This window comes from Streptomyces sp. NPDC094032, assembly GCF_040303965.1.
In the GTDB taxonomy this organism is placed as follows: Bacteria; Actinomycetota; Actinomycetes; order Streptomycetales; family Streptomycetaceae; genus Streptomyces.
The window spans coordinates 47,391-66,247 of record NZ_JBEOUE010000035.1; the positions used below are offsets into that span (position 1 = coordinate 47,391).

Sequence of the window (18,857 nt, forward strand, 5' to 3'; positions counted from 1 at the left end):
GCGAGGGCTGTTTTCTGTGCGGATCACCTATCGGGCAGATCTACACATAAAGGCCAGATAAGCGGACAATGAAACCGCGGCATCATGTCGCAAGCGCGGTCAGACGTGCAGGACGCCAGAAGGAGGCGAGTCGTATGGCCGACGTCTCTCACCGTCCCGGTGATATCAGCGGACACCCGGACGCGGGGGAAATGCGGGACCGTTACGCCCGCATGATGCAGACCCGTGGTGTCACGGCGGTCGAGGAGCTGGTGATCCTCGCCGGGCTCTGGGCCGCGGTCTCCGCGTGGACCGTCCACTTCGCCGCCGCAAAGCCGGAACTGGCCATCAGCAACCTGATCGTCGGCATCGCACTCGCCGGACTCGGGCTGTGCATGTCGATGGCCCCGGAGCGGTCCCAGGACCTCAACTTCGTGGTGCTGCTGCTCGGTGCGTGGCTGATCGTCTCCCCGTGGGTGGTCTCCCGGAACGCGGGAACCGGCGCGATCCTCAGCAATGTGATCACCGGCGCGTGCGTCTGCCTCTTCGCCCTCACGGCGGGCGGACTGCTCATGAGCAAGAGAAGGACGTGACCCTGATCCTCTCCCAGGAACGGCGTCGCCCCCTCGCAAGAGGAGGCGACGCCGTTCACTTCCGTCGCGCCCATATCTGTGAACGGCCACTGCCGGGTAACGGTTTGACCCCCACGGTTTCAGCCACATAAGTTCTGCGTAAAGTGAGCTCCACGGGGGCAGAATCCCCACTCGCAACCCAGTCCTTGGGGGGACAAAGTGAACTGGTATCTCGACGTTCTCAAGAAGTACGCGGTATTCACCGGCCGTGCGCGCCGCCAGGAATTCTGGATGTTCGCTCTCTTCAATCTGATCGCGGCGGTCATCCTCGTCATCGTCGACGCGGCGCTGGGCACGTATCCGCTGCTCTACGGCATCTACGTCCTCGGCGTGCTCCTTCCCAGCCTGGCCGTGATGGTCCGGCGTCTGCACGACACGGGCCGCTCCGGGTGGTGGATCCTCATAGACCTGGTGCCGCTGGTCGGCGCCATCATCCTGATCGTCTTCCTCGCCACCGAGGGCGAGGCCCAGCAGAACGCCTACGGCCCGAACCCGAAGGCCGCACCGACCTACTGACGGCCGTCCGCTCGCCGAAGCCCCCGTACGCGTCCGGTACGGGGGCTTCCCGCGTGCATAGAGCCGGTACGGCGCGTTCGACCGCGCCGCCTTGTGCACGATGGAGCGGGACCCGCCCCCGCCACCGCCCCTAGCCTCGCCGACACGGAGCGCGACAGCGGAAACGAGGGGCGGAACCACCGGTGAACTGGCTCATCCACGACTACCGCGAGAGCGATCTCGCCGCGGTCGTCCATCTCATCGACACCACGGCCGAGCTCGGCCAGGAGTCGGTCTTCTCGCTCGCCGAGTGCATCGGCGCCCTGACCTCGCGCCAGCCGGCCGTCGTCGCCGTCCACCAGGGCACGCCCATCGGCGCGGCGCTGGCCTGCGTCGCCGGCGAACGGGCCTGGGTCATGCGGATCGCCATCGCGTCGGCCTGGCGCGGCCGGGGTCTCGCCAGCGCCCTCCTCGTGGAGCTGGAACGGCGCCTGGTGGCCGCCCGGGTGGGCCGGATCGCCTACGTGCTGCCCGAGGAGGAGCTCGTCGGCGAGGGACTGCTCAACGCCGGGTATACCCGGCAGCCCGCCGTGGCCTACTTCGAGAAGGTCGAGCCGCTGCACGGGCCCGCCGCGAACCTCCTGGACGACCTCGGCGGGCGGCTGCTCCCCGCCGACCTGTGGGCGAGGGTCGCCGGCATGGAGCGGGAGAAGGACCTGATCGAGCGGCGGGTCGTGCTGCCGCTCGCCGAGCCCGAGCGGGCCGCCCGGCACGGGGTCAGGCCGCCGCGCGCGCTGGGCCTCTTCGGGCCGCCGGGCACCGGCAAGACCACCTTCGCGCGGGCCATCGCCTCCCGGCTCGGCTGGCCGTTCGTGGAGATCCTGCCCTCCCGGCTCGCGGACGAGGGCAACCTGGCGGCCGCGCTGCGCGCCGCCTTCGCCCGGATCGCCGAGCTGGAGCGGGTGCTGGTCTTCATCGACGAGGTCGAGGAGATCGCGCCCGTACGCACCGAGCCCGCGCAGCCCGGCGGGACGCACGGCGTGACCAACGAGCTCCTCAAGCTGATCCCCGGCTTCCGGGAGCGGGACGAACGGCTGCTGGTCTGCGCGACCAACTCGATCCGCTCCCTCGACCCGGCGTTCCTGCGCCCGGGACGCTTCGACTACCTGATCCCCATCGGCACCCCGGACAAGGCGGCCCGGGCCGCGATCTGGTCCCGCTACACGGACGCCCGGCCGGACGTCGACGTGGACGAACTCGTCCTCGCCAGCGAGCTGTTCACCCCCGCCGACATCGAGCACGCGGCCCGGATCGCCGCGCAGAACTCCTTCGAGCGGGACCTCGTGTCGGTCGGCGCCCGCGCCGGGGACCAGCCCGCGCCGGGCGCGACCACCCGGGACTACCTGGACGCGATCGGCCAGTGCCGGCCGACCGTGACCCCCGAGATGATCACCCAGTTCGAGTCCGACATCACCACCCACGCCCGGTTCTGAGCGGGCGGACGGCGGTACGGGACCCTCAGGCGCGCCGCCGCCGGTACAGCACCTGGTGGGCGTCCCACTCCACGAAGGAGTCGGCGTGGGCCATGCCCACGGCCTCCAGGAGCCGCCGCGAGGGCCCGTTGGCCTCCTGGGTGAGCGCGACGACGCTCGGCGTGGCGTCCAGGGCCCGCTCGACGGCGGCGGCGACGGCCTCGCGGGCGTAGCCCCGCCCCCAGTGCTCGGGCAGGAACTGGTACGACACCTCCGTCTCCCCGTCCCGCGCGCCCGTCTCCACGGTCACCAGGCCGAGCACCACGCCGTCGGCGGCCCGCTCGACGGCGTGGAAGCCGGGCGCCCCGACGATCCGCCGCTGCCGGATGCGCACCACGGAGTCGATCACGGGCCCGCCCAGGTGGCGCCGCACCTCGGGGTCGGTCCACAGCCGCGTCACCGCGGGCAGGTCCCGGGCCCGTACGGGGCGCAGGACGAGCCGCTCGGTGCGGAGGGGGGCGGGTGCGGGGGCCATCCCTCGATGATGCCAGGCCGCCCGGCGTGCGGAGCCCGGCCCCGCCCGCACCCCTACGCCAGCAGCGCCTTCACCTCGGCCCACTCCAGCTCCATGGTGGCGTGGCTCTCGCGGGCGGTCGCCGTGTCCTTGTAACCACTGGAGGTGACCACACAGACGACGGGACCGTCCGTCTCCCGGGGCCCGTGGGCGCGCAGGCTGGCCAGCCCGGCCGCCGAGGACACCTCGCACCACATCCCCTGTGCGGCCAACTCGGCGTGCGCGTCCGCCATCTGACTCTCCGTCACCGTACGGGCCGCTCCCCCGCTCGCGCGCAGGGCGACGACTCCGCGGTAGCCGCTGATCTCGCAGCCGATGGCGTACGCGGCGGTCGGCCCCACGGGGACGCGCGCGGTGTCCGCTCCCGTGCGCATCGCCTCGGTCAGGGCCCCCGCGGCGGCCGGCTCGGCCGCGTACATCCGGGGGACGGAATCGGTGACGCCGAGCCGCGCGAGCTCCTGGAAGCCCTTCGTGACGCCGAAGAGCAGCTCGCCGTACCCCGTGGGCAGATGGACGGCGGCCGGGGCGCGGCCCAGCTCCAGGGCGATCTCGTACGCGATCGTCTTGTACCCCTCGGGCCCGAAGGGGTGCCCGGTGTGCGCGCTGTCCGTCACGCCGCTCACCGGCTGGTAGCCGAGCTCGTCGACGATCCGGCGCATCAGCGGGCGCACCGAGGGGCGCGGGGCGGTGAGCACGGTCGCGCCGTAGGCGCGCAGGTGGGAGGCGACCGCCGGCGGGGCGAGGGCCGACGCGAAGACCACGCACGGCAGGCCCGCGCGGGCCGCGTAGGCGGCGGCAGCGGCGCCGTGGTTGCCGGAGGAGGACACGACGATCCCGCGCGCGCCGGACGCCACGGCGGCGCTCACCGCGACCCGGTTCAGCCGGTCCTTGTGGCTCCAGGTGGGGTTGCGCGACTCGTCCTTGATCCAGACGCCGTCGCCGAGCGCCACGAGCGGCGTGTTCCCCTCACCGAGCCCGGGCGCGGCCAGCGGCGGGAGCAGCGGCGCCCAGCGCTCCAGGCCGTGCGCGGCGGGCCGGGCGAAGAGGTCGTCCGGGACGCGGTCGTAGGCGTAGTCGATGTCCAGCGGGTAGGCGACCTCGTCCGTGGAGGTCACCGGACACCCGGCGGTCAGCGGCGGCCAGAGGGGATGGCGCACGGAAGGGTCGAGCAGAGCGCGCTGCGCGGTGGCGAGGGAGGTCACGGCGTCCTTTCGTACGGTACGGGCGAGAGGGACGTGCGGGCTTCAGCCCATCCTCCGTTGCAGTGCGGCGAGCGCGCCGGCGCGGCGGCCCGGGACGTGGCGGCGCAGTTCGACGAGGGACGGGCCGAGGGCGCGGGCCCTGGCCGGGTCCTCGATCTGCTCCCACTGGTGGTGGGCCCGGTCCACGGCCCCCTCGACGTCCGGTTCGTCGGGGCCCTGCCGGAGGCCGAGCCGGGCCTGCGCGGCGGCGATCCACAGCTCGCAGCTGCGCGCCGGCTCCCCGGCGAGCCGCGCGAGGTCGGCGCGTACCTCCACCCAGTGCACCGCCTCTCCCGACCGCGCGCCGTGGCGGCGCAGCGCCTCGCTCTCCCACGCGGCGGCCATCGCGGAGGCCTCGCCGTGCCGACCGGCCATGGCGGCGGCCAGGATGGCGGGGTGCGGGTCGTCCCCGCTGCCGGGCCGAGCCGCCGGGGCAGGGACAGAGACAGGGACAGGAGTAGGAGGAGGAGTAGGAGGAGTGGTCGGCCGGGGCGGCGCTGTCCGCGCCCCGACGGTCTGCCGTACGACGGGAGGGGCGGGGACCACCTCGGCCGGGGCCACTGCGGCGGGCGCCGGGACCGTCGCCGCGCGTCGTTCGGCCAGGGCCGGGCCGCCCGTTCCCTCCGGCCGCCTGGCCGGCGGTGCGACGGCGGCGGCCGGGGCCTGGCGCGGCGTGAGCAGGATCGCGTCCGTGGCGGCCGCCGCCGCAGCGGCCTCCGTGTGGAGGTCCGGGAGCGGGGGCCGGGCGCCCGTGCGCCAGACCGTGGCGAAGTGGCGGAGGTACTCCGGGGTCGAGGGGGCGCCCCGGCGCGGGAACGGGGTCAGGTGGGCGAACAGGGCGACCGAGGGCCCGAGTTCGAGGGCGTACGGGTCGGCGGCGAGCTGCTGGAGGAGTTCGGGCTCGGCCGCCAGGTCCGCCACGACGGTCGTGGAGCCGGGGCTGCGCGGCGCGAGCTCGGCGGCCAGCCAGTGCCAGGGAAGACCCGTGTAGCGCAGGGTCGTCGGGGTGCTGCGGGCGAGCGCGAGGTGCGGAAGGCGCTGTCTGCGGTCGAGTTGGAGCTGCCCGGCGAGGCAGAGGGTGAGCGGGCCGGGTGCGGTGGCGGCGGCCCGCAGCCGGGTCAGGACGGTCTGCGGGTCCAGCGGGTCCGCCAGTTCGACGACCGTCGCCATGTCCGTGCCCGTGAGCGCCCCGGCCGGCACCGCCGCGAGCGCGGGCAGCACGGAGGCCGCGTCCATCGCCCGGCCACGTCCGGCCGGCGCGGCCGCCAGCAGCAGGGCCGTACCCACGGTGTTCACTTCGTCGCTCACCACACCAGCACCGTAACCCGAGTCGGTGTGGCCGAAATGCATTCGGGTACCGGCCGGTCACCTGGTGGGCCTTTGGCATATGCCAGAAGCACCACCGTATCGAGTGTTGCCAAATCCCTTACGAGCTGTCTCGGCCTGTGCGAAAGTCGTCACCGGGCTTTCAACTTCATGACCTGGCCGCGCCACGTCGCCTGTATCGGAGTACGACATGCCGTCCCCTCTCTTCGCGGACCGTCCCGCCCAGCCGCCCGAGCCGGGCACGGTCGACGCGCTGATCTCGCAGACGCGCCGGCTGCGGGGCGACGTGGACGCGGTGCGCAGGGACTCCGCGGTGGACGAGGACGACCCGCACAACCGGTGGCAGCGCGCCCTGTGCGATCTGGCCGTGAACCAACTGGACGACCTCGGCGCGCACTTGGGCCAGCTGAAGGCGGGCCTGCCCGCCGAGCAGCCGGCGGAGGCGCCCGCCGCCTACGCGGTGCCGGCCCCCCGGACCACCGGCTCGCTCCTCTCCCGGGTCGGCAGCGCCGAGTGGGACCTGCTCACCGACGACGTGCACTGGTCCGAGGAGCTGTTCCAGATCTTCGGCCGCCCCGAGGAGCGCGGCCCCCTGTCGCTCGACGAGCTGCCCTCGCTGGTCTTCGCCGAGGACCAGCCGCTGCTCCAGGCGCTGGTGACGGACTGCCTGATCGACGGGAAGCCCATCGACGGCGAGTTCCGCATCGTGCGCAGCGACGGCCGGGTCCGCACGGTCCACATGACGGGCGAGCCGGTCCTCGACTCCGACGGCTGCACGGCCTCGATGTGGGCCGTGCTGCGGGACGTCAGCGAGCTGCGGCGCAGCGAGCGCGCGGTCCGCGAGAGCCGCGACAGCCTCCAGCGGCACCGGCAGATCGAGCACACCGAGCGCCGGGTCGCGGTCGAGCTCCAGGAAGCCGTGCTGCCGCCCTGGCGCGGCTCGCTCCGCTTCGCCCACGACGGACCGGCCCCGCTCGACGTCGCCGGCCACTATCTGCCGGCCGCGTCGACCGGGCTCATCGGCGGCGACTGGTACGACGCCCTGGCGCTCCCGGACGGGGACGCGCTCCTGACGGTCGGCGACCTGACCGGGCACGGGGTCGCGGCGACCTCCTCGATGGCCATGCTCCTCGGCGCGCTGCGCGGCATGGCGGTGGCCGGGATCCGGCCCGGCGCGCTGATGGGGCACCTCAACCAGCTCCTGGAGACCTCCGTCCAGCCGGCCCTGGGCAGCGCGATGTGCTGCCGCTACGACCCCAGGTCCCAGGTGCTCACCTGGTCCCAGGCCGGGCACCCCGCCCCGCTGCTCTTCCGCGACGGGGCGGTGCGCGCCCTGGCCAGGCCGGCGGGCGTGCTCCTCGGCGCGACGCACGGCGCCGCGTACGAGGAGACCGAGACCCGGCTGCTCCCCGGCGACCTGCTCCTGCTGCACACCGACGGGCTCACCCGCACGGCGGGCGCCCTGGACGACGACGGCGGTACGCGGCGGCTGCTGGCCCTCGCCCCGCGGCTGGCCACCGCCCGTGACGCGCAGGAGTGCGTCCGGTCGGTGGTGGAGGAGTTCGGCGAGGGGCCGCGCGAGGACGACGCCTGCGTGATGGTCGTCCGGGTCGGCCGCTGAGCCCCCTCCCCGTACGTCCCCCGGTGTCCCCCGTCGTGCCCCCGCGCCTCACGCCTCCCCGGTGCGCGGGCGGTTCGACGGGGCCTTCGGCAGCGCGGCCCCGAGCTCCTCGCGCAGGTCCTCGATCCTCGTGTGGCCCGCGTACTGGCCGGTGAGCCGGTACATCTCGCGCAGCCGGTCCCAGGTGCGGTGCGAGGAGGTCTCCCCCATCGACACCAGGGCGAGCCGGGCGTAGCGGTCCGCCTGCTCGGGGTCGTCGGCGAGGAAGCAGGCCGAGGCGAGCGAGATGTGGTCGAACAGCTTCGAGCGGTCGTGGCCGTCGCGGCGCAGTTCGAGCGCCAGCTTGGCGTGACGCTGGGCGGGGACCGCGGCGGCCGGGTCGTGGTCGGCCAGGGTGCGGTAGGCGAGCGCCTGCATGCCGTGCAGATCGGCCTCGTCGAAGTTCTGCATCCAGCTCGGCTTCTCCTCGCCCCGGTCGGAGACGAAGAGGTCCTCGGCCTCGCCGAGGGTGCGGCGCATGGCCTGGCCCCGGCCCATCGAGGCCTGCGCCCAGGCCTCGATGGTCTGGAACATGGCCTGCGTCCGGGGCAGCAGCCGCTCCCCCGCACCCGACTTGGCCAGCTTCATCAGGTCGAGGGCCTCGTCGGGGCGGCCGAGGTGCACCATCTGGCGGGCGGCGCGGGAGAGCGCCTCGCCGGCCCGCGGCCGGTCGCCGCCCTCGCGGGCCGCGTGCGCGGCGATCACGAAGTACTTCTGGGCGGTGGGCTCTAGGCCCACGTCGTGGGACATCCAGCCGGCCAGGACGGCCAGGTTGGCGGCGACGCCCCACAGACGCCGCTGGAGATGGTCGGGGTGGCGGTAGGCGAGCATCCCGCCCACCTCGTTGAGCTGGCCCACCACGGCCTTGCGCTGGAGGCCGCCGCCCCGGGAGGCGTCCCAGGCGCGGAAGATCTCCACGGAATGCTCCAGCGCGTCGATCTCGTCCGAGCCGATCGGGGCGGCCTCGTAACGGTCGAAGCCCGCCGGATCGACGTGGAGCGGATCCATGGCGCGGGGGGAGACGCCGGGTCGTACGGGGTCGGTGTGCAGCCAGTCGTGCATGGCGTTGGTGAGTACGGAGCCGGCGGCGAGCGCGGCACCCGCGCCCACCAGGCCGCGTCGGTTGAGCATGAGGTCCATTCCCGTGAATTCGGTGAGGACCGCTGCCGTACGCTCGGGCGCCCAGGGCAGCCCGTCAGGGTTGTCGTCGTTCCTGACGTCCCGCCTCTTCCCGGCGCGCCCGTGTCGTACGAACCCGAGGTCCTCGATGGTCACGACACGGCCGAGTCGCTCGGTGAACAGCGCTGCCAGCACCCGGGGCACGGGATCGCGCGGGGTCTCCCCCATGTCGATCCAGCGCCGCACCCGCGAGGTGTCGGTGGACAGCTGGGGGTGGCCCATGGCCGCCGCCTGCCGGTTCACGAGTCTCGCGAGTTCGCCCTTGGACCAGCCGGCGAGGCCGAAGAGGTCCGCCAGGCGGGTGTTGGTCTGTCCGGTCACGTCTAAGCCCCCAGGTTCTCGGCTGAGTTGACAGTAACCCCCTGTCATAGGGCTGGCGACTATTCGCCAGGGTTCGCCAGGGTGCGCCCGATGTTCCGCCACCCACCCCCGGGTGTCAGGTAGGAACGCGCCACCCCGCCCCGTCGACCGGCCCTCATTTTCCCCAGGGTGCGGACCGTTCGGGAGGGCGGGGAGACGCACGCAACTCGTCGGCGCGCGAAGGGATCTGTCTCCGCCATGTACACAGCATCGTCCTCCGTGACCGCCCCGCCCCGGCCGCTGCACCGCACCGTCCCGGCCGGCTCCGGACCGTACCTCGCCCCCGTTCCGCAGGGAGCGGCGCGGCCGAGGCGCTGGGCGGGGAGCACCGTCCAGCCGCCGAGCGGGAGAATCGACCTGTCCGGTCCCCAGGGCGCGCAGCTGCGCATGGCCATCGCCTCCGTCCACCGGATCTGCCCGGAGTTCAACCCGGTCCAGGTGCTGCGGCGCAGCGGCCGTTCCGTGCTGATCGTCGGGACGACCGGGCGCACCACAGCGGTCGCGAAGTGTTTACTGGACCATTCCCCCGCGTGGGTCGAGCGGTTCCGGCACGAGATAGCTTCCTACCGCTCCTTCGTCCGGCACCGTCCCCCGGTGCGCGCGCCGCGGCTGATCGCCGCGGACCCGGAGAACTGCACGCTGGTGATCGAGCGGATGCCCGGACGGGCGGCGGCGCTGACCCGCCATCCCGCCGAGGCTCCGCCCCGCGCGGACGTACGGGCCGCGCTCGGAGCGGTCGCCCGGCTGAACGCCTGGCGCCCGCCGGCCGGGACCTTCGACGCCCCGCTGGACTACGGGGCGCGGATCGCCCGCTTCCACGAGCTCGGGCTCTTCACCGACCGTGACCGTGACGACCTGCAGAAGCTGTTGCACGGCCTGGCCCAGGCGGGCGGCCGGCAGGGCATGGGGCAGTTCTGTCACGGGGACGCCCTGCTCTCCAACATCCTGCTCTCCCCCGCCGGTCCGGTCTTCGTCGACTGGGAGCACGCGGGCTGGTATCTGCCCGGCTACGACCTGGCGACCCTGTGGGCGGTCCTCGGTGACGCCCCCCTGGCGCGGCGGCAGATCAGCCAGCTGGCGCAGCAGGCGGGCACGGCCTCCCGGGACGCGTTCCTGGTGAACCTGATGCTCGTGCTGACCCGTGAGATCCGTACGTACGAGACGGCGGTGCAGCGCACGATCAGGGAGGCGCCGCCGGCCGGCTCGGTCCCGGTGCCCGCCGGGGCGGTCTCGCCGGGCGAGGAGCACCGGCTGCTGCTGCGGCGGCTGCACGACGACTGCGCGATGGCCCGGCGGGCCGTGCGCGCGGCGGTCGGGACACGCTGAGGGGTCCTGGCGAGGACGGGGGTGGCGCGCCGCGCGCCCGGTGCCGACACACCGGGCGGGCGGCGCGCCGTGTCGTGTCGTGTCGCGCGGCGGGGCGGACCGCCGCTCATTGGTCCACTCCACTGACGCGCCGCAGGCGGGCGCGCCGCCCGCGCGAAACTCCGCCCCGCTGCCGCTCCAGCCGCTCTGACGTGGGAAATCGCCTTTGCCTTCGGGTGATTGACGGATGCTCCGGAAGCCGCTACCCCTGTACGGGTTCGGTACCGCACGGCCCCTGTTCTCCCACCCGTCGCTGGAGGCTGCCTTGCTCCGTTCCGCGTTCCTCAGACGTGCCGCTCCGGCCGTCCTGCTCCTTCCCCTGCTGTCCGCCGCGCCGTCCGCGACCGCCGACGAGCCCGCGGCGGGTGCGTTGCAGCGCCAGTTCGCGGCGGCCGCCGAGCGGTACGGCGTGCCGCAGAGCGTGCTGCTCGGCGTGGCGTACCTCCAGTCGCGCTGGGACGCCCATGGCGGCGCGCCGAGCGTGACCGGCGGCTACGGTCCGATGCACCTGACGGACGCGGTGACCGCCCTCGCGGAGGCCCCGCACCACTCGGAGGGCGCGGAGGACGCGCGCGGCGACGACGCGCGGGCGCCCCGTACCGGCGTCACGGCGGAGCTCCCGAAGGCGTCGGAGCTGCCGCCTCGGCTGCGGACCCTGGAGCGGGCGGCGGAGCTGTCCGGCCGGTCCGCCGAGGAGCTGCGGACCGGGACGGCGGCGAACATCGAGGGCGGTGCGGCGCTGCTGGCCGACGCGCAGCGCGCGTCCGGTCGGGCGGCGAGCCCCGACCCCGCCGACTGGTACGGGGCGGTGGCGCGCTACTCGGGCGCCGACGACTCGGCGACGGCGGCGACGTACGCGGACGACGTCTTCGACGTGATCCGCACGGGCGAGTCGCGGACGACGGACAGCGGGCAGGTGGTGACGCTGGCGGCGGAGCCCTCGGTCGCGCCGGCCACCGGCCAGGTCGCCGCGCTCGGTCTGCACGCGCCCGCCGGGGGCCCGGTGGAGTGCCCGCGCTCGGTGGCCTGCGAGTGGATCCCGGCGCCGTACGAGGAGTTCGGGGACGGCGACTACGGCAACCACGACCTGGCGAACCGGCCCGCCTCGCAGTCGATCGACTACATCGTGATCCATGACACCGAGGCGAGCTGGGACACCACCCTGAAGCTGGTGCAGGACCCGACGTACGTGTCGTGGCAGTACTCGCTGCGGTCCTCGGACGGGCATGTCGCCCAGCACCTGGCGCTGAAGGACGTGGGCTGGCACGCGGGCAACTGGTTCGTGAACGCGAAGTCGGTGGGTCTGGAGCACGAGGGCTTCCTGACCTCGCCGGACTCCTGGTACACGGAGGCGATGTACCGAAGCTCCTCGCGCCTGGTGCGGTACCTGGCCAAGCGGTACGGCATCCCGCTGGACCGGCAGCACGTCCTGGGCCACGACAACGTGCCGGGCACGGTGACCTCGTCGATCCGCGGGATGCACACCGACCCGGGTCCCTACTGGGACTGGGCGCACTACTTCCAGCTGCTCGGCCGGCCGATCACGCCGAGCGCGGGCCCGGACGCGGGGGTGGTGACGATCCGTCCGGAGTACGTGGCCAACCAGCCGGTGTACACGGGGTGCGTGACGGCCGGGGTGGCGTGTGCGCCCCACGGGAGCGGGGCCGTGCGCCTGTACACCTCCCCGAGCGCCGACGCGCCGCTGGTGAAGGACATCGGACTGCGCCCGGGTGGGCAGGACTCGACCGACGGGGTGAACGACACGGGGGCGCGGGCCTCGACGGGCCAGAGCTTCGCGGTCGCCGAGCGCCGGGGCGACTGGACGGCGATCTGGTATCTGGGGCAGAAGGCCTGGTTCCACAATCCGAAGGGGCAGCGGACGGCGGTGAACGCGCGGGGTGTGGTCCTGACGCCGAAGGAGGGTCTCGCGTCGGTGCCGGTGTACGGGAGGGCCTATCCGGAGGCCTCGGCGTATCCGGCGGGCGTGCCGGTGCAGTCGGTGTCGCCGCTGCCGTACAAGCTGCTCGCCGGGCAGCGGTACGTGGTGGGCGGGAGTACCCCGGGCGAGTACTTCTTCGCGCCGGTGTTCGATCCTTCGGGACATGTGGTCGTGCGCGGCCAGGAGGAGTACTACGAGATCCAGTTCGGGCATCGCGTGGCCTTTGTAAAGGCCGCTGACGTGCGGGTTTCGCGAGCCTGACGGCTCGGGAGCGGACATGCTCCGGGAGTGCCGGCGGGCCGTGGCCCGACCGGCACCCCCTGGTGTTCATACGACTATTCCGGTGTCCGCGTGGAGGCGGGGGTCGAGGGGTAATGCTCGGCCGGACGACTGCCCCCGCTCACCGAAAGGCCTTCCTGGCATGGCTCAGCCCTTCGTTCTGCCGGATTTCTATGTTCCGTATCCGGCGCGCCTCAACCCCCATGTGGAGACGGCCCGCACCCACACGCGGGACTGGGCACGGGAGATGGGGATGCTGGAGGGCTCCGGCGTCTGGGAGGAGGCGGACCTCCAGTCGCACGACTACGCGCTGCTCTGCTCCTACACCCACCCGGACTGCGACGTGGAGGCCCTCTCCCTCGTCACCGACTGGTACACCTGGGTCTTCTTCTTCGACGACCACTTCCTGGAGATCTTCAAGCGCTCCCAGGACCGGGCCGGCGGCAAGGCCTACCTCGACCGGCTGCCGCTGTTCATGCCGGCCGACCCCGCCGCGGGCATGCCCGAGCCGGTCAACCCGGTCGAGGCCGGTCTCGCGGACCTGTGGCGGCGGACCGTACCGTCGATGTCGGAGGCCTGGCGAGTGCGGTTCGCCGAGGCGACCGAGCATCTGCTGTACGAGTCGCTGTGGGAGCTCGACAACATCAACGAGGGGCGGATCGCCAACCCCGTCGAGTACATCGAGATGCGCCGCAAGGTGGGCGGCGCGCCCTGGTCGGCGGGGCTCGTCGAGTACGCGGCGGGCGCCGAGGTCCCCGAGCAGGTGGCGTACGCCCGGCCGCTGCGGGTGCTGCGGGACGCGTTCTCCGACGCCGTCCATCTGCGCAACGACCTCTTCTCGTACCAGCGCGAGGTGGAGGAGGAGGGCGAGAACAGCAATGGCGTGCTCGTCCTGGAGAAGTTCCTCGGCTGCACGACGCAGGAGGCGGCCGACGCCGTCAACGACCTGCTGACCTCGCGGCTGCACCAGTTCGAGACCACGGCGCTGACCGAGGTGCCCGCGCTCTGCGTGGAGCGGGGGCTCGGCCCCGAGGAGGCGGCGGCCATCGCCGCGTACGTCAAGGGGCTCCAGGACTGGCAGTCCGGCGGCCACGAGTGGCACATGCGGTCGAGCCGCTACATGAACGAGGGGCTGGTGACGGAGTCCACGCCGTTCGGCCGGCCCCTCGGCACCGCCGCGTTCGACATCAGGAACCTCTTCGGCGGGCGGCAGGCCGCGAGCCGGGCGCGGACGCTCACCCATGTGCCGCACCAGGAGGTGGGGCCCTCGCTGCTGCCGGAGTTCGACCTGCCGTACCCGGTGTCGGTCAACCTGCACCACCAGGAGGTCAAGCGGCGCTCGGAGGAGTGGGCGGAGCGGGTGGGGCTCCTGGAGGACCTGTGGGACCGGTCCATGCTGGAGGGCTTCGACTTCGCGCTCTGCTCGGCGGGGCTCGATCCGGACGCCACCCTGGAGGAGTTGGAGACCAGCGCGCTCCTGCTGACCTGGGGCACGTACGCGGACGACTTCTACCCCGCCGCCTTCGGCGGCACGCGCGATGTCGCCGGAGCCAAGGCGCAGACCGAGCGGCTCAAGGCCCTGATGCCGCTGGACGTTCCGGAGGCCGCCCGGACCCTTCCGGTGTCCAACGCCCTGGAGCGCTCGCTGGCCGACCTGTGGCCGCGCGTCACGGCCACGATGGCGCCCGACGCGCGAGCCCGGCTGCGGAGCGCCATGGAGGTGATGCTGGACAGCTGGCACTGGGAGCTGCACAACGCGGCCCTGAACCGGGTGCCCGACCCGGTCGACTACATCGAGATGCGCCGCGCCACCTTCGGCGCGGAGCTGACGATGCTGCTGGCCCGGCTGGGGCACGAGCGGGTGCTGCCGGCCGAGATCTTCCGGACGGGCACCGTACGCGCCCTGGAGAACGCGGTCGCCGACTACGGGGCCTTCGTCAACGACCTCTTCTCGTACCAGAAGGAGATCGAGGTCGAGGGGGAGCTGCACAACCTCCTGCTGGTCGTGCAGACCTTCTTCGACTGCGACTATCCGGCCGCCGTCACGATCGTGGACGACCTGATGCGGGGTCGGCTGCGCCAGTACGAGCATCTGAAGAAGTACGAAGTGCCGTTGCTGTACGCGGACTTCGGGCTCGACGCGGCGGGGCGGGCCGCCTTCGGGCGCTATCTGCGGGAGCTGGAGGACTGGCTCGCGGGGGTCCTGCACTGGCACCGGAACGTGCGGCGGTACGGGGCCGAGGAGCTGCGGGCGCGCGGGGGCGGGGCGGGGCGGTCGCTTCCCGGGTCCGGGGGGTTCGGGGCCTTGGGGGCCTTGGGGGCCTTGGGGGCCTTCGGGGCCTCGGGGGCGCGGTGGGGGTCCGGTTTCGGTTCGCTGGTGCTCTGACGCCGTAGCGTGAAGCCGCCTCCGGGGAGCCGGGGGCGGCTTCACGTTACGGGCGCAGGCCGCGCAGCTGGTCGAGTTCGCGGCGGTCGCGCTTGGTGGGGCGGCCGGCGCCCCGGTCGCGGACGGCGGCGACGGCCTCCTGCTCGCGCGGCGGCGGGGGCGGGCTGTTGTCGACGTAGGCCTCCGCGGCGGCCGGCGGGCCGACCCGCTTGGTGAGCAGCTCCTTCACCACGACGATCCGCTGCCGGCCGCCGTGCAGCAGCCGCACCTCGTCGCCCGGCTTCACCGGCTGGGCGGGCTTGGCCCGCTCCCCGTTGACCTTGACGTGGCCGGCCCGGCAGGCCGCCGCGGCCTGGGAGCGGGTCTTGGTGAGCCGGACCGCCCAGATCCAGCTGTCGACGCGTGCGCTCATCGGCCCCCGCCCTCCCCGTCAGCCCTGCTGGAACAGCTCGGCGGGCAGCGGCTTCAGCAGCGCGTACAGGTCGTCGGTGATCGGCCGGTCCCAACTGGCGATGGTCACCAGGACGTTGTCGCTGCGGTCGAACTGCACACAGGAGATCCGGCTCTCGGAGAGCTTCAGGCGGCGCACGATCAGCAGGTTGTCGCCCTGCATCACCGGCACGTCCTCGACGTCGACGACGTCGACCGGCTCGTCGTTCTCCAGGGCGGCGAGCAGCTGGGCCACCTCGAAGGGGATCTGCCCGTCGGCGAGCTCGCGCGCCGGGGAGCCCTCCGGGAGGTTGCCGATGATCATCGCGGGTCCGCGGCCGCCGAACAGGTCGTAGCGCAGGAACACGCCCTGGCAGGTGCCGTCGGGGGCCGGGAGCAGACCGGCGCCGAGATTGCCGGGCCAGTCCCCCGGGTCCATGGCGAGGACATCGAAGTCCGGGCCAGCGGGTGTGGCGGCGCTGCGGCGGCGGAGGAAGGACATACCGCCATGGTACGTGTCCCGGCGCCGGGGCCTGTGCGGCGGCCCCGGCCCGGATCCGCCGGACGGGCCCCGGGTGCGGCGCGTCGGGGTGGTGTCACCTGCCGCCGCTGGTCAGGGCCTGCGCGAGCCCGGCGGGGTCGGTGCCCAGCTTGCGGTAGACGCCCGACAGGAGCCGGGTGACGGTGGCCCGGTCCAGGCCCAGGACGGCGCCCGGGTCCTCGCCGCGGACGGTCAGCTCGGCCGCGCTCCGCTCGCGGACGGTGAGCGTGTCGGTGCCGGTGGGGTGGAGCGTACGGGGACGCAGTCCGGCGGCGGCGAGCTCGGCCCTGGCGTCGTCCACGAGGCCGTCGGCGCCGCAGCTCTGGGCGGTCTCCAGGCCCCGGTAGAGGTACTCGGCGGCCTCCGCGGTGCGGCCGGTGCGGCGCAGCGCGGCACCGAGGGCGACGAGGGAGCGGGCCAGCTCGTACGCGGCGGGCGAGCGCTCCAGGCAGGACACGGACTCCTCAAGGAGCTTGACCCGGTCGGCTTCGCCGGAGACCTCGGCGGTGACGCGGAGCGCCTGGCCGATCGCGGAGGGCGCGCCGTACTGGCGGGCCCTGGCGACGGCCTCCAGGGCCGTTTCGCGGGCCCGCTCGGGGGTCTCGCAGGCCTCGGCGAGGGCGAGGTGGAGCTGCCAGGGGCACCAGGCGGGGTTGCGCATGCCGCGCGGGTCGAGGCGGCGGCCGACGGCGGCGAGCTCGGCGGCGGCCTCCTCGGTGCGGCCGGTGGCCAGGAGGAGTTCGGCGTGGACGGTCTGGGAGTCCGGGAAGGTGACGGCGGCGGGGAAGGGCTCGCCGAAGTCGTGGGCGCGGGCGACCCGCGCCGCCTCCTCCGTGCGGCCCCTCGCGAGCAGCACCTCGACCATCACGCCGACCGCGTACCACTCGCACGGGGTGCGGGGTCCGACGCGCTCGGCGAGCCGCAGGCCGGCGCGGACGAAGTCCTCGGCCTCGACGAGCCGGCCGCGGCGGTAGCGGATGTAGCCGAGGAGGGTGTACGCGAAGGAGAGGTGGGCGCCGCGCCAGCCCTGGCGCTCGAACTCGGCGGTGCCGGTGGCGAACAGCTCCTCGGCGCGGCCGGGCCGGTCGGCGTAGAGGAAGGTGAGGGCGACGAGGACCGGGACCTCGAAGCCGCGGCTCTCGTCGGCCCAGCTGAGGCCGCCCTCCAGGGCGCGCTCGGCGTGGCCGACGGCGACGGCGGAGGGTTCGGCGCGCAGGGTGGCGTCCCAGGCGCGCAGGCCGATGATGTAGCGCTCGGTGAGGTCGCGGCCGGTGAGCCGGTCGGCGAGCCGGGCGAGGCGGCGGGAGCGGGCCGGGGAGTCGGGTTCGTCGGCGCGGAAGGCGTCCCACATGAACTTCTCGGACTGCATCCGCAGCCGGCTGCGGGCGTCCGTGGTGAGCCGGGACTCGCGGCCGAGGAGCTCGGAGGCCTCCACGAGGCGGTCGCTGTGGGCGAGGACCTGGGAGAGCCGGTAGACGATGCCGTGCCGCAGGGCGGAGTCGGCGACCGGTTCCTCCAGGGCGGCGCGCAGGTGGTTGACGGTGGTGGCGGGTTCCGTGAGCAGGGAGGCGCAGCCGAGCTCGAAGAGGACGGCGGCGCGCTCGTCGTGGTCCGGGGGTTCGCGCAGGGCGCGGGCGAGGTAGCGGCGGGCGGTGTCGGGCGCGCCGGCCCGCAGGGTCTCCTGGGCGGCGGCGCGTAGGTGCTGCACGACCCAGGGGTCGCTCTCGGGGTGGGTCTCGACGAGGTGGCGTGCGGCGGTGGTCGAGCCGAGTCCGGCGTCCACCACGCACCAGGCGGCCTGGCCGTGCAGGGCGACGCGGGTGGCGGCGGGGATCGCGTCGTAGACGGCGGTGGCGATCAGGGGGTGAACGAACTCCAGCGTCTCCGTGCCGGGTTCGGCGTCCGGGGTGGGCTGGGCGGCCGGGGCGAGCACGCGGGCGCGGCGGAGTCGTTCGGCGCAGCGGGCGACCTCCTCGCCGCCCAGTCCCGCGACGGCGCCCGCCAGTTGCGGGGAGATCTCCGTGCCGAGGACGGCGCAGGCCCAGGCGAGGCGGACGGTGGCGGGGCCGAAGCCCTCGATCTGGGCGATGAGGCCGCTGCCCTTGACGGCGGCCGAGAGGTCCCGGAGGGCGTGGGCGCGGTCGGCGGTGGGTTCCAGGCCTCGGTCGCGGACCCTCGCGGCGAGTTCGACGGCCTCGAAGGGGTTGCCGGAGGTGACCTCCCAGTACTCCTGGCAGAAGGCGTCGTCGGCGTGGGCGCCCACGCGGTCGCGGACCAGGCCCGCGATGGCCTCGGAGGTCAGGGGCTCCAGGCCGATCGGGCGCCTTCCGGAGCGGCGGCCGGTGAACTCGGCGCCCGATTCCGGGAGTTCGTCGGGGCGGTAGGCGACGACGAGGAGCATGGGGAGGTCCTCGGCGCGGGGCGCGAAGGCGGAGAGCCAGCCGAGGGACTCGGGGTCGGCCCAGTGGGCGTCGTCGAGGACGACGACGAGCGGGGCCCGGCGGACGGCCAGGTGGGTGAGGACCCAGTCGAGGCCGTCGCGCAGGCCCTGGGGGTCCGGCGGGGAGCCCTCGGCGGCGGTGCACAGGCCCAGGGCGGGGCCGACGATGTCGTACCAGCTGCCGAGGCGCTCGGTGAGTTCGGTGCGGGAGGCCGCGGCGAGTTGGGGCTGGAGGAGCTGGCGGGCCACGTGGAAGGCCACGCGTTGTTCCTGGTCGCCGCCTCGGGCGGAGAGGACGGTGCAGCCCTTGGCGGCGGCTCGGCGGCGGATCTCGGCCAGGAGGGTGGTCTTGCCCAGGCCTGCGGGGGCGGCGTAGGCCAGGATGCCGCCTTGGCGGGGGAAGGGGGTGGCGGCCGTGGGTGGGTGCGGGTGCCGGGGGCTCCGCGGGGGTGGGGGTGTCCGGACTGCGACCTTCACTTCGCTTCGCTCGTTACGGGCGCCGCCACGTCCGGACACCACATCGGAAGAGCACACCAAAGAAAAACACTCACAAAATACAA

General features: G+C 73.8%; 14 protein-coding genes. 7 read left to right on the forward strand and 7 right to left on the reverse strand.

The features are described 5' to 3' along the window. Positions 1 to 134: 134 nt before the first annotated feature. The 3 genes from ABTZ54_RS32505 (at position 135) to ABTZ54_RS32515 (ending at position 2,599) form a co-directional block, all read left to right on the forward strand. On the forward strand, positions 135 to 572 hold the full coding sequence (locus ABTZ54_RS32505) for an SPW repeat protein (protein ID WP_351670323.1): 438 nt from the start codon (positions 135 to 137) through the stop codon (positions 570 to 572). Between the two features lie 198 nt (positions 573 to 770). Further along, positions 771 to 1,127 (forward strand): DUF805 domain-containing protein, encoded by a 357-nt coding sequence (locus ABTZ54_RS32510; RefSeq protein ID WP_351670326.1) that lies wholly within the window; start codon positions 771 to 773, stop codon positions 1,125 to 1,127. A gap of 182 nt (positions 1,128 to 1,309) precedes the next feature. Further along, a complete protein-coding gene (locus tag ABTZ54_RS32515) occupies positions 1,310 to 2,599 on the forward strand; it encodes an ATP-binding protein (protein WP_351670329.1) in 1,290 nt (429 codons plus the stop codon). Positions 2,600 to 2,624: 25 nt separating this feature from the next. Here the strand turns inward: ABTZ54_RS32515 and ABTZ54_RS32520 are convergent, their stop codons facing one another. From ABTZ54_RS32520 to ABTZ54_RS32530, 3 genes are read right to left on the reverse strand one after another with little or no spacing between them, the layout of a single operon-like run. Continuing rightward, complete coding sequence (locus ABTZ54_RS32520; RefSeq protein WP_351670332.1) at positions 2,625 to 3,113, reverse strand: GNAT family N-acetyltransferase; 489 nt, start codon at positions 3,111 to 3,113, stop codon at positions 2,625 to 2,627. A 53-nt stretch (positions 3,114 to 3,166) separates the two neighbouring features. Then, on the reverse strand, positions 3,167 to 4,354 hold the full coding sequence (locus ABTZ54_RS32525) for a threonine synthase (protein ID WP_351670335.1): 1,188 nt from the start codon (positions 4,352 to 4,354) through the stop codon (positions 3,167 to 3,169). 42 nt (positions 4,355 to 4,396) lie between these two features. Then, positions 4,397 to 5,701, reverse strand: a complete 1,305-nt coding sequence (locus tag ABTZ54_RS32530) for a hypothetical protein (RefSeq protein WP_351670338.1) — start codon at positions 5,699 to 5,701, stop codon at positions 4,397 to 4,399. Between the two features lie 208 nt (positions 5,702 to 5,909). Here ABTZ54_RS32530 and ABTZ54_RS32535 point away from each other — a divergent pair, with 208 nt between their 5' ends. Beyond that, the gene (locus tag ABTZ54_RS32535) at positions 5,910 to 7,340 is read left to right on the forward strand and encodes a PP2C family protein-serine/threonine phosphatase (protein ID WP_351670341.1); all 1,431 of its coding nucleotides are present in this window, start codon (positions 5,910 to 5,912) and stop codon (positions 7,338 to 7,340) included. A gap of 48 nt (positions 7,341 to 7,388) precedes the next feature. Here ABTZ54_RS32535 and ABTZ54_RS32540 read toward each other — a convergent pair whose 3' ends face one another. Continuing rightward, on the reverse strand, positions 7,389 to 8,879 hold the full coding sequence (locus ABTZ54_RS32540; protein ID WP_351670343.1) for a DNA-binding protein NsdB: 1,491 nt from the start codon (positions 8,877 to 8,879) through the stop codon (positions 7,389 to 7,391). Between the two features lie 237 nt (positions 8,880 to 9,116). Between ABTZ54_RS32540 and ABTZ54_RS32545 the strand changes: the two genes are divergently transcribed. The 3 genes from ABTZ54_RS32545 (at position 9,117) to ABTZ54_RS32555 (ending at position 14,887) form a co-directional block, all read left to right on the forward strand. After that, positions 9,117 to 10,244 carry an aminoglycoside phosphotransferase family protein gene (locus tag ABTZ54_RS32545; protein ID WP_351670346.1) on the forward strand — a complete coding sequence of 376 codons (1,128 nt, stop codon included), beginning with the start codon at positions 9,117 to 9,119 and terminating at the stop codon, positions 10,242 to 10,244. A 226-nt stretch (positions 10,245 to 10,470) separates the two neighbouring features. Further along, complete coding sequence (locus tag ABTZ54_RS32550) at positions 10,471 to 12,483, forward strand: N-acetylmuramoyl-L-alanine amidase (protein ID WP_502997354.1); 2,013 nt, start codon at positions 10,471 to 10,473, stop codon at positions 12,481 to 12,483. A 160-nt stretch (positions 12,484 to 12,643) separates the two neighbouring features. After that, entirely contained in the window at positions 12,644 to 14,887 is a 2,244-nt protein-coding gene (locus ABTZ54_RS32555) for a terpene synthase family protein (RefSeq protein ID WP_351670352.1), read from the forward strand. A gap of 46 nt (positions 14,888 to 14,933) precedes the next feature. Here ABTZ54_RS32555 and ABTZ54_RS32560 read toward each other — a convergent pair whose 3' ends face one another. From ABTZ54_RS32560 to ABTZ54_RS32570, 3 genes are all read right to left on the reverse strand, one after another. Next, complete coding sequence (locus ABTZ54_RS32560; protein ID WP_351670355.1) at positions 14,934 to 15,299, reverse strand: RNA-binding S4 domain-containing protein; 366 nt, start codon at positions 15,297 to 15,299, stop codon at positions 14,934 to 14,936. Between the two features lie 18 nt (positions 15,300 to 15,317). Further along, positions 15,318 to 15,818, reverse strand: a complete 501-nt coding sequence (locus ABTZ54_RS32565) for a hypothetical protein (protein ID WP_351670358.1) — start codon at positions 15,816 to 15,818, stop codon at positions 15,318 to 15,320. 94 nt (positions 15,819 to 15,912) lie between these two features. Beyond that, positions 15,913 to 18,678, reverse strand: a complete 2,766-nt coding sequence (locus tag ABTZ54_RS32570; RefSeq protein WP_351670364.1) for an ATP-binding protein — start codon at positions 18,676 to 18,678, stop codon at positions 15,913 to 15,915. Positions 18,679 to 18,857: the final 179 nt, after the last annotated feature.

Coding starts and splice junctions, on each gene's coding strand:
- ABTZ54_RS32505 (WP_351670323.1), top strand. CDS start 135: ATGGCCGACGTCTCTCACCGTCCCGGTGATATCAGCGGACACCCGGAC.
- ABTZ54_RS32520 (WP_351670332.1), bottom strand. CDS start 3,113: ATGGCCCCCGCACCCGCCCCCCTCCGCACCGAGCGGCTCGTCCTGCGC.
- ABTZ54_RS32535 (WP_351670341.1), top strand. CDS start 5,910: ATGCCGTCCCCTCTCTTCGCGGACCGTCCCGCCCAGCCGCCCGAGCCG.
- ABTZ54_RS32545 (WP_351670346.1), top strand. CDS start 9,117: ATGTACACAGCATCGTCCTCCGTGACCGCCCCGCCCCGGCCGCTGCAC.
- ABTZ54_RS32550 (WP_502997354.1), top strand. CDS start 10,471: ATGCTCCGGAAGCCGCTACCCCTGTACGGGTTCGGTACCGCACGGCCC.
- ABTZ54_RS32555 (WP_351670352.1), top strand. CDS start 12,644: ATGGCTCAGCCCTTCGTTCTGCCGGATTTCTATGTTCCGTATCCGGCG.
- ABTZ54_RS32560 (WP_351670355.1), bottom strand. CDS start 15,299: ATGAGCGCACGCGTCGACAGCTGGATCTGGGCGGTCCGGCTCACCAAG.
- ABTZ54_RS32565 (WP_351670358.1), bottom strand. CDS start 15,818: ATGTCCTTCCTCCGCCGCCGCAGCGCCGCCACACCCGCTGGCCCGGAC.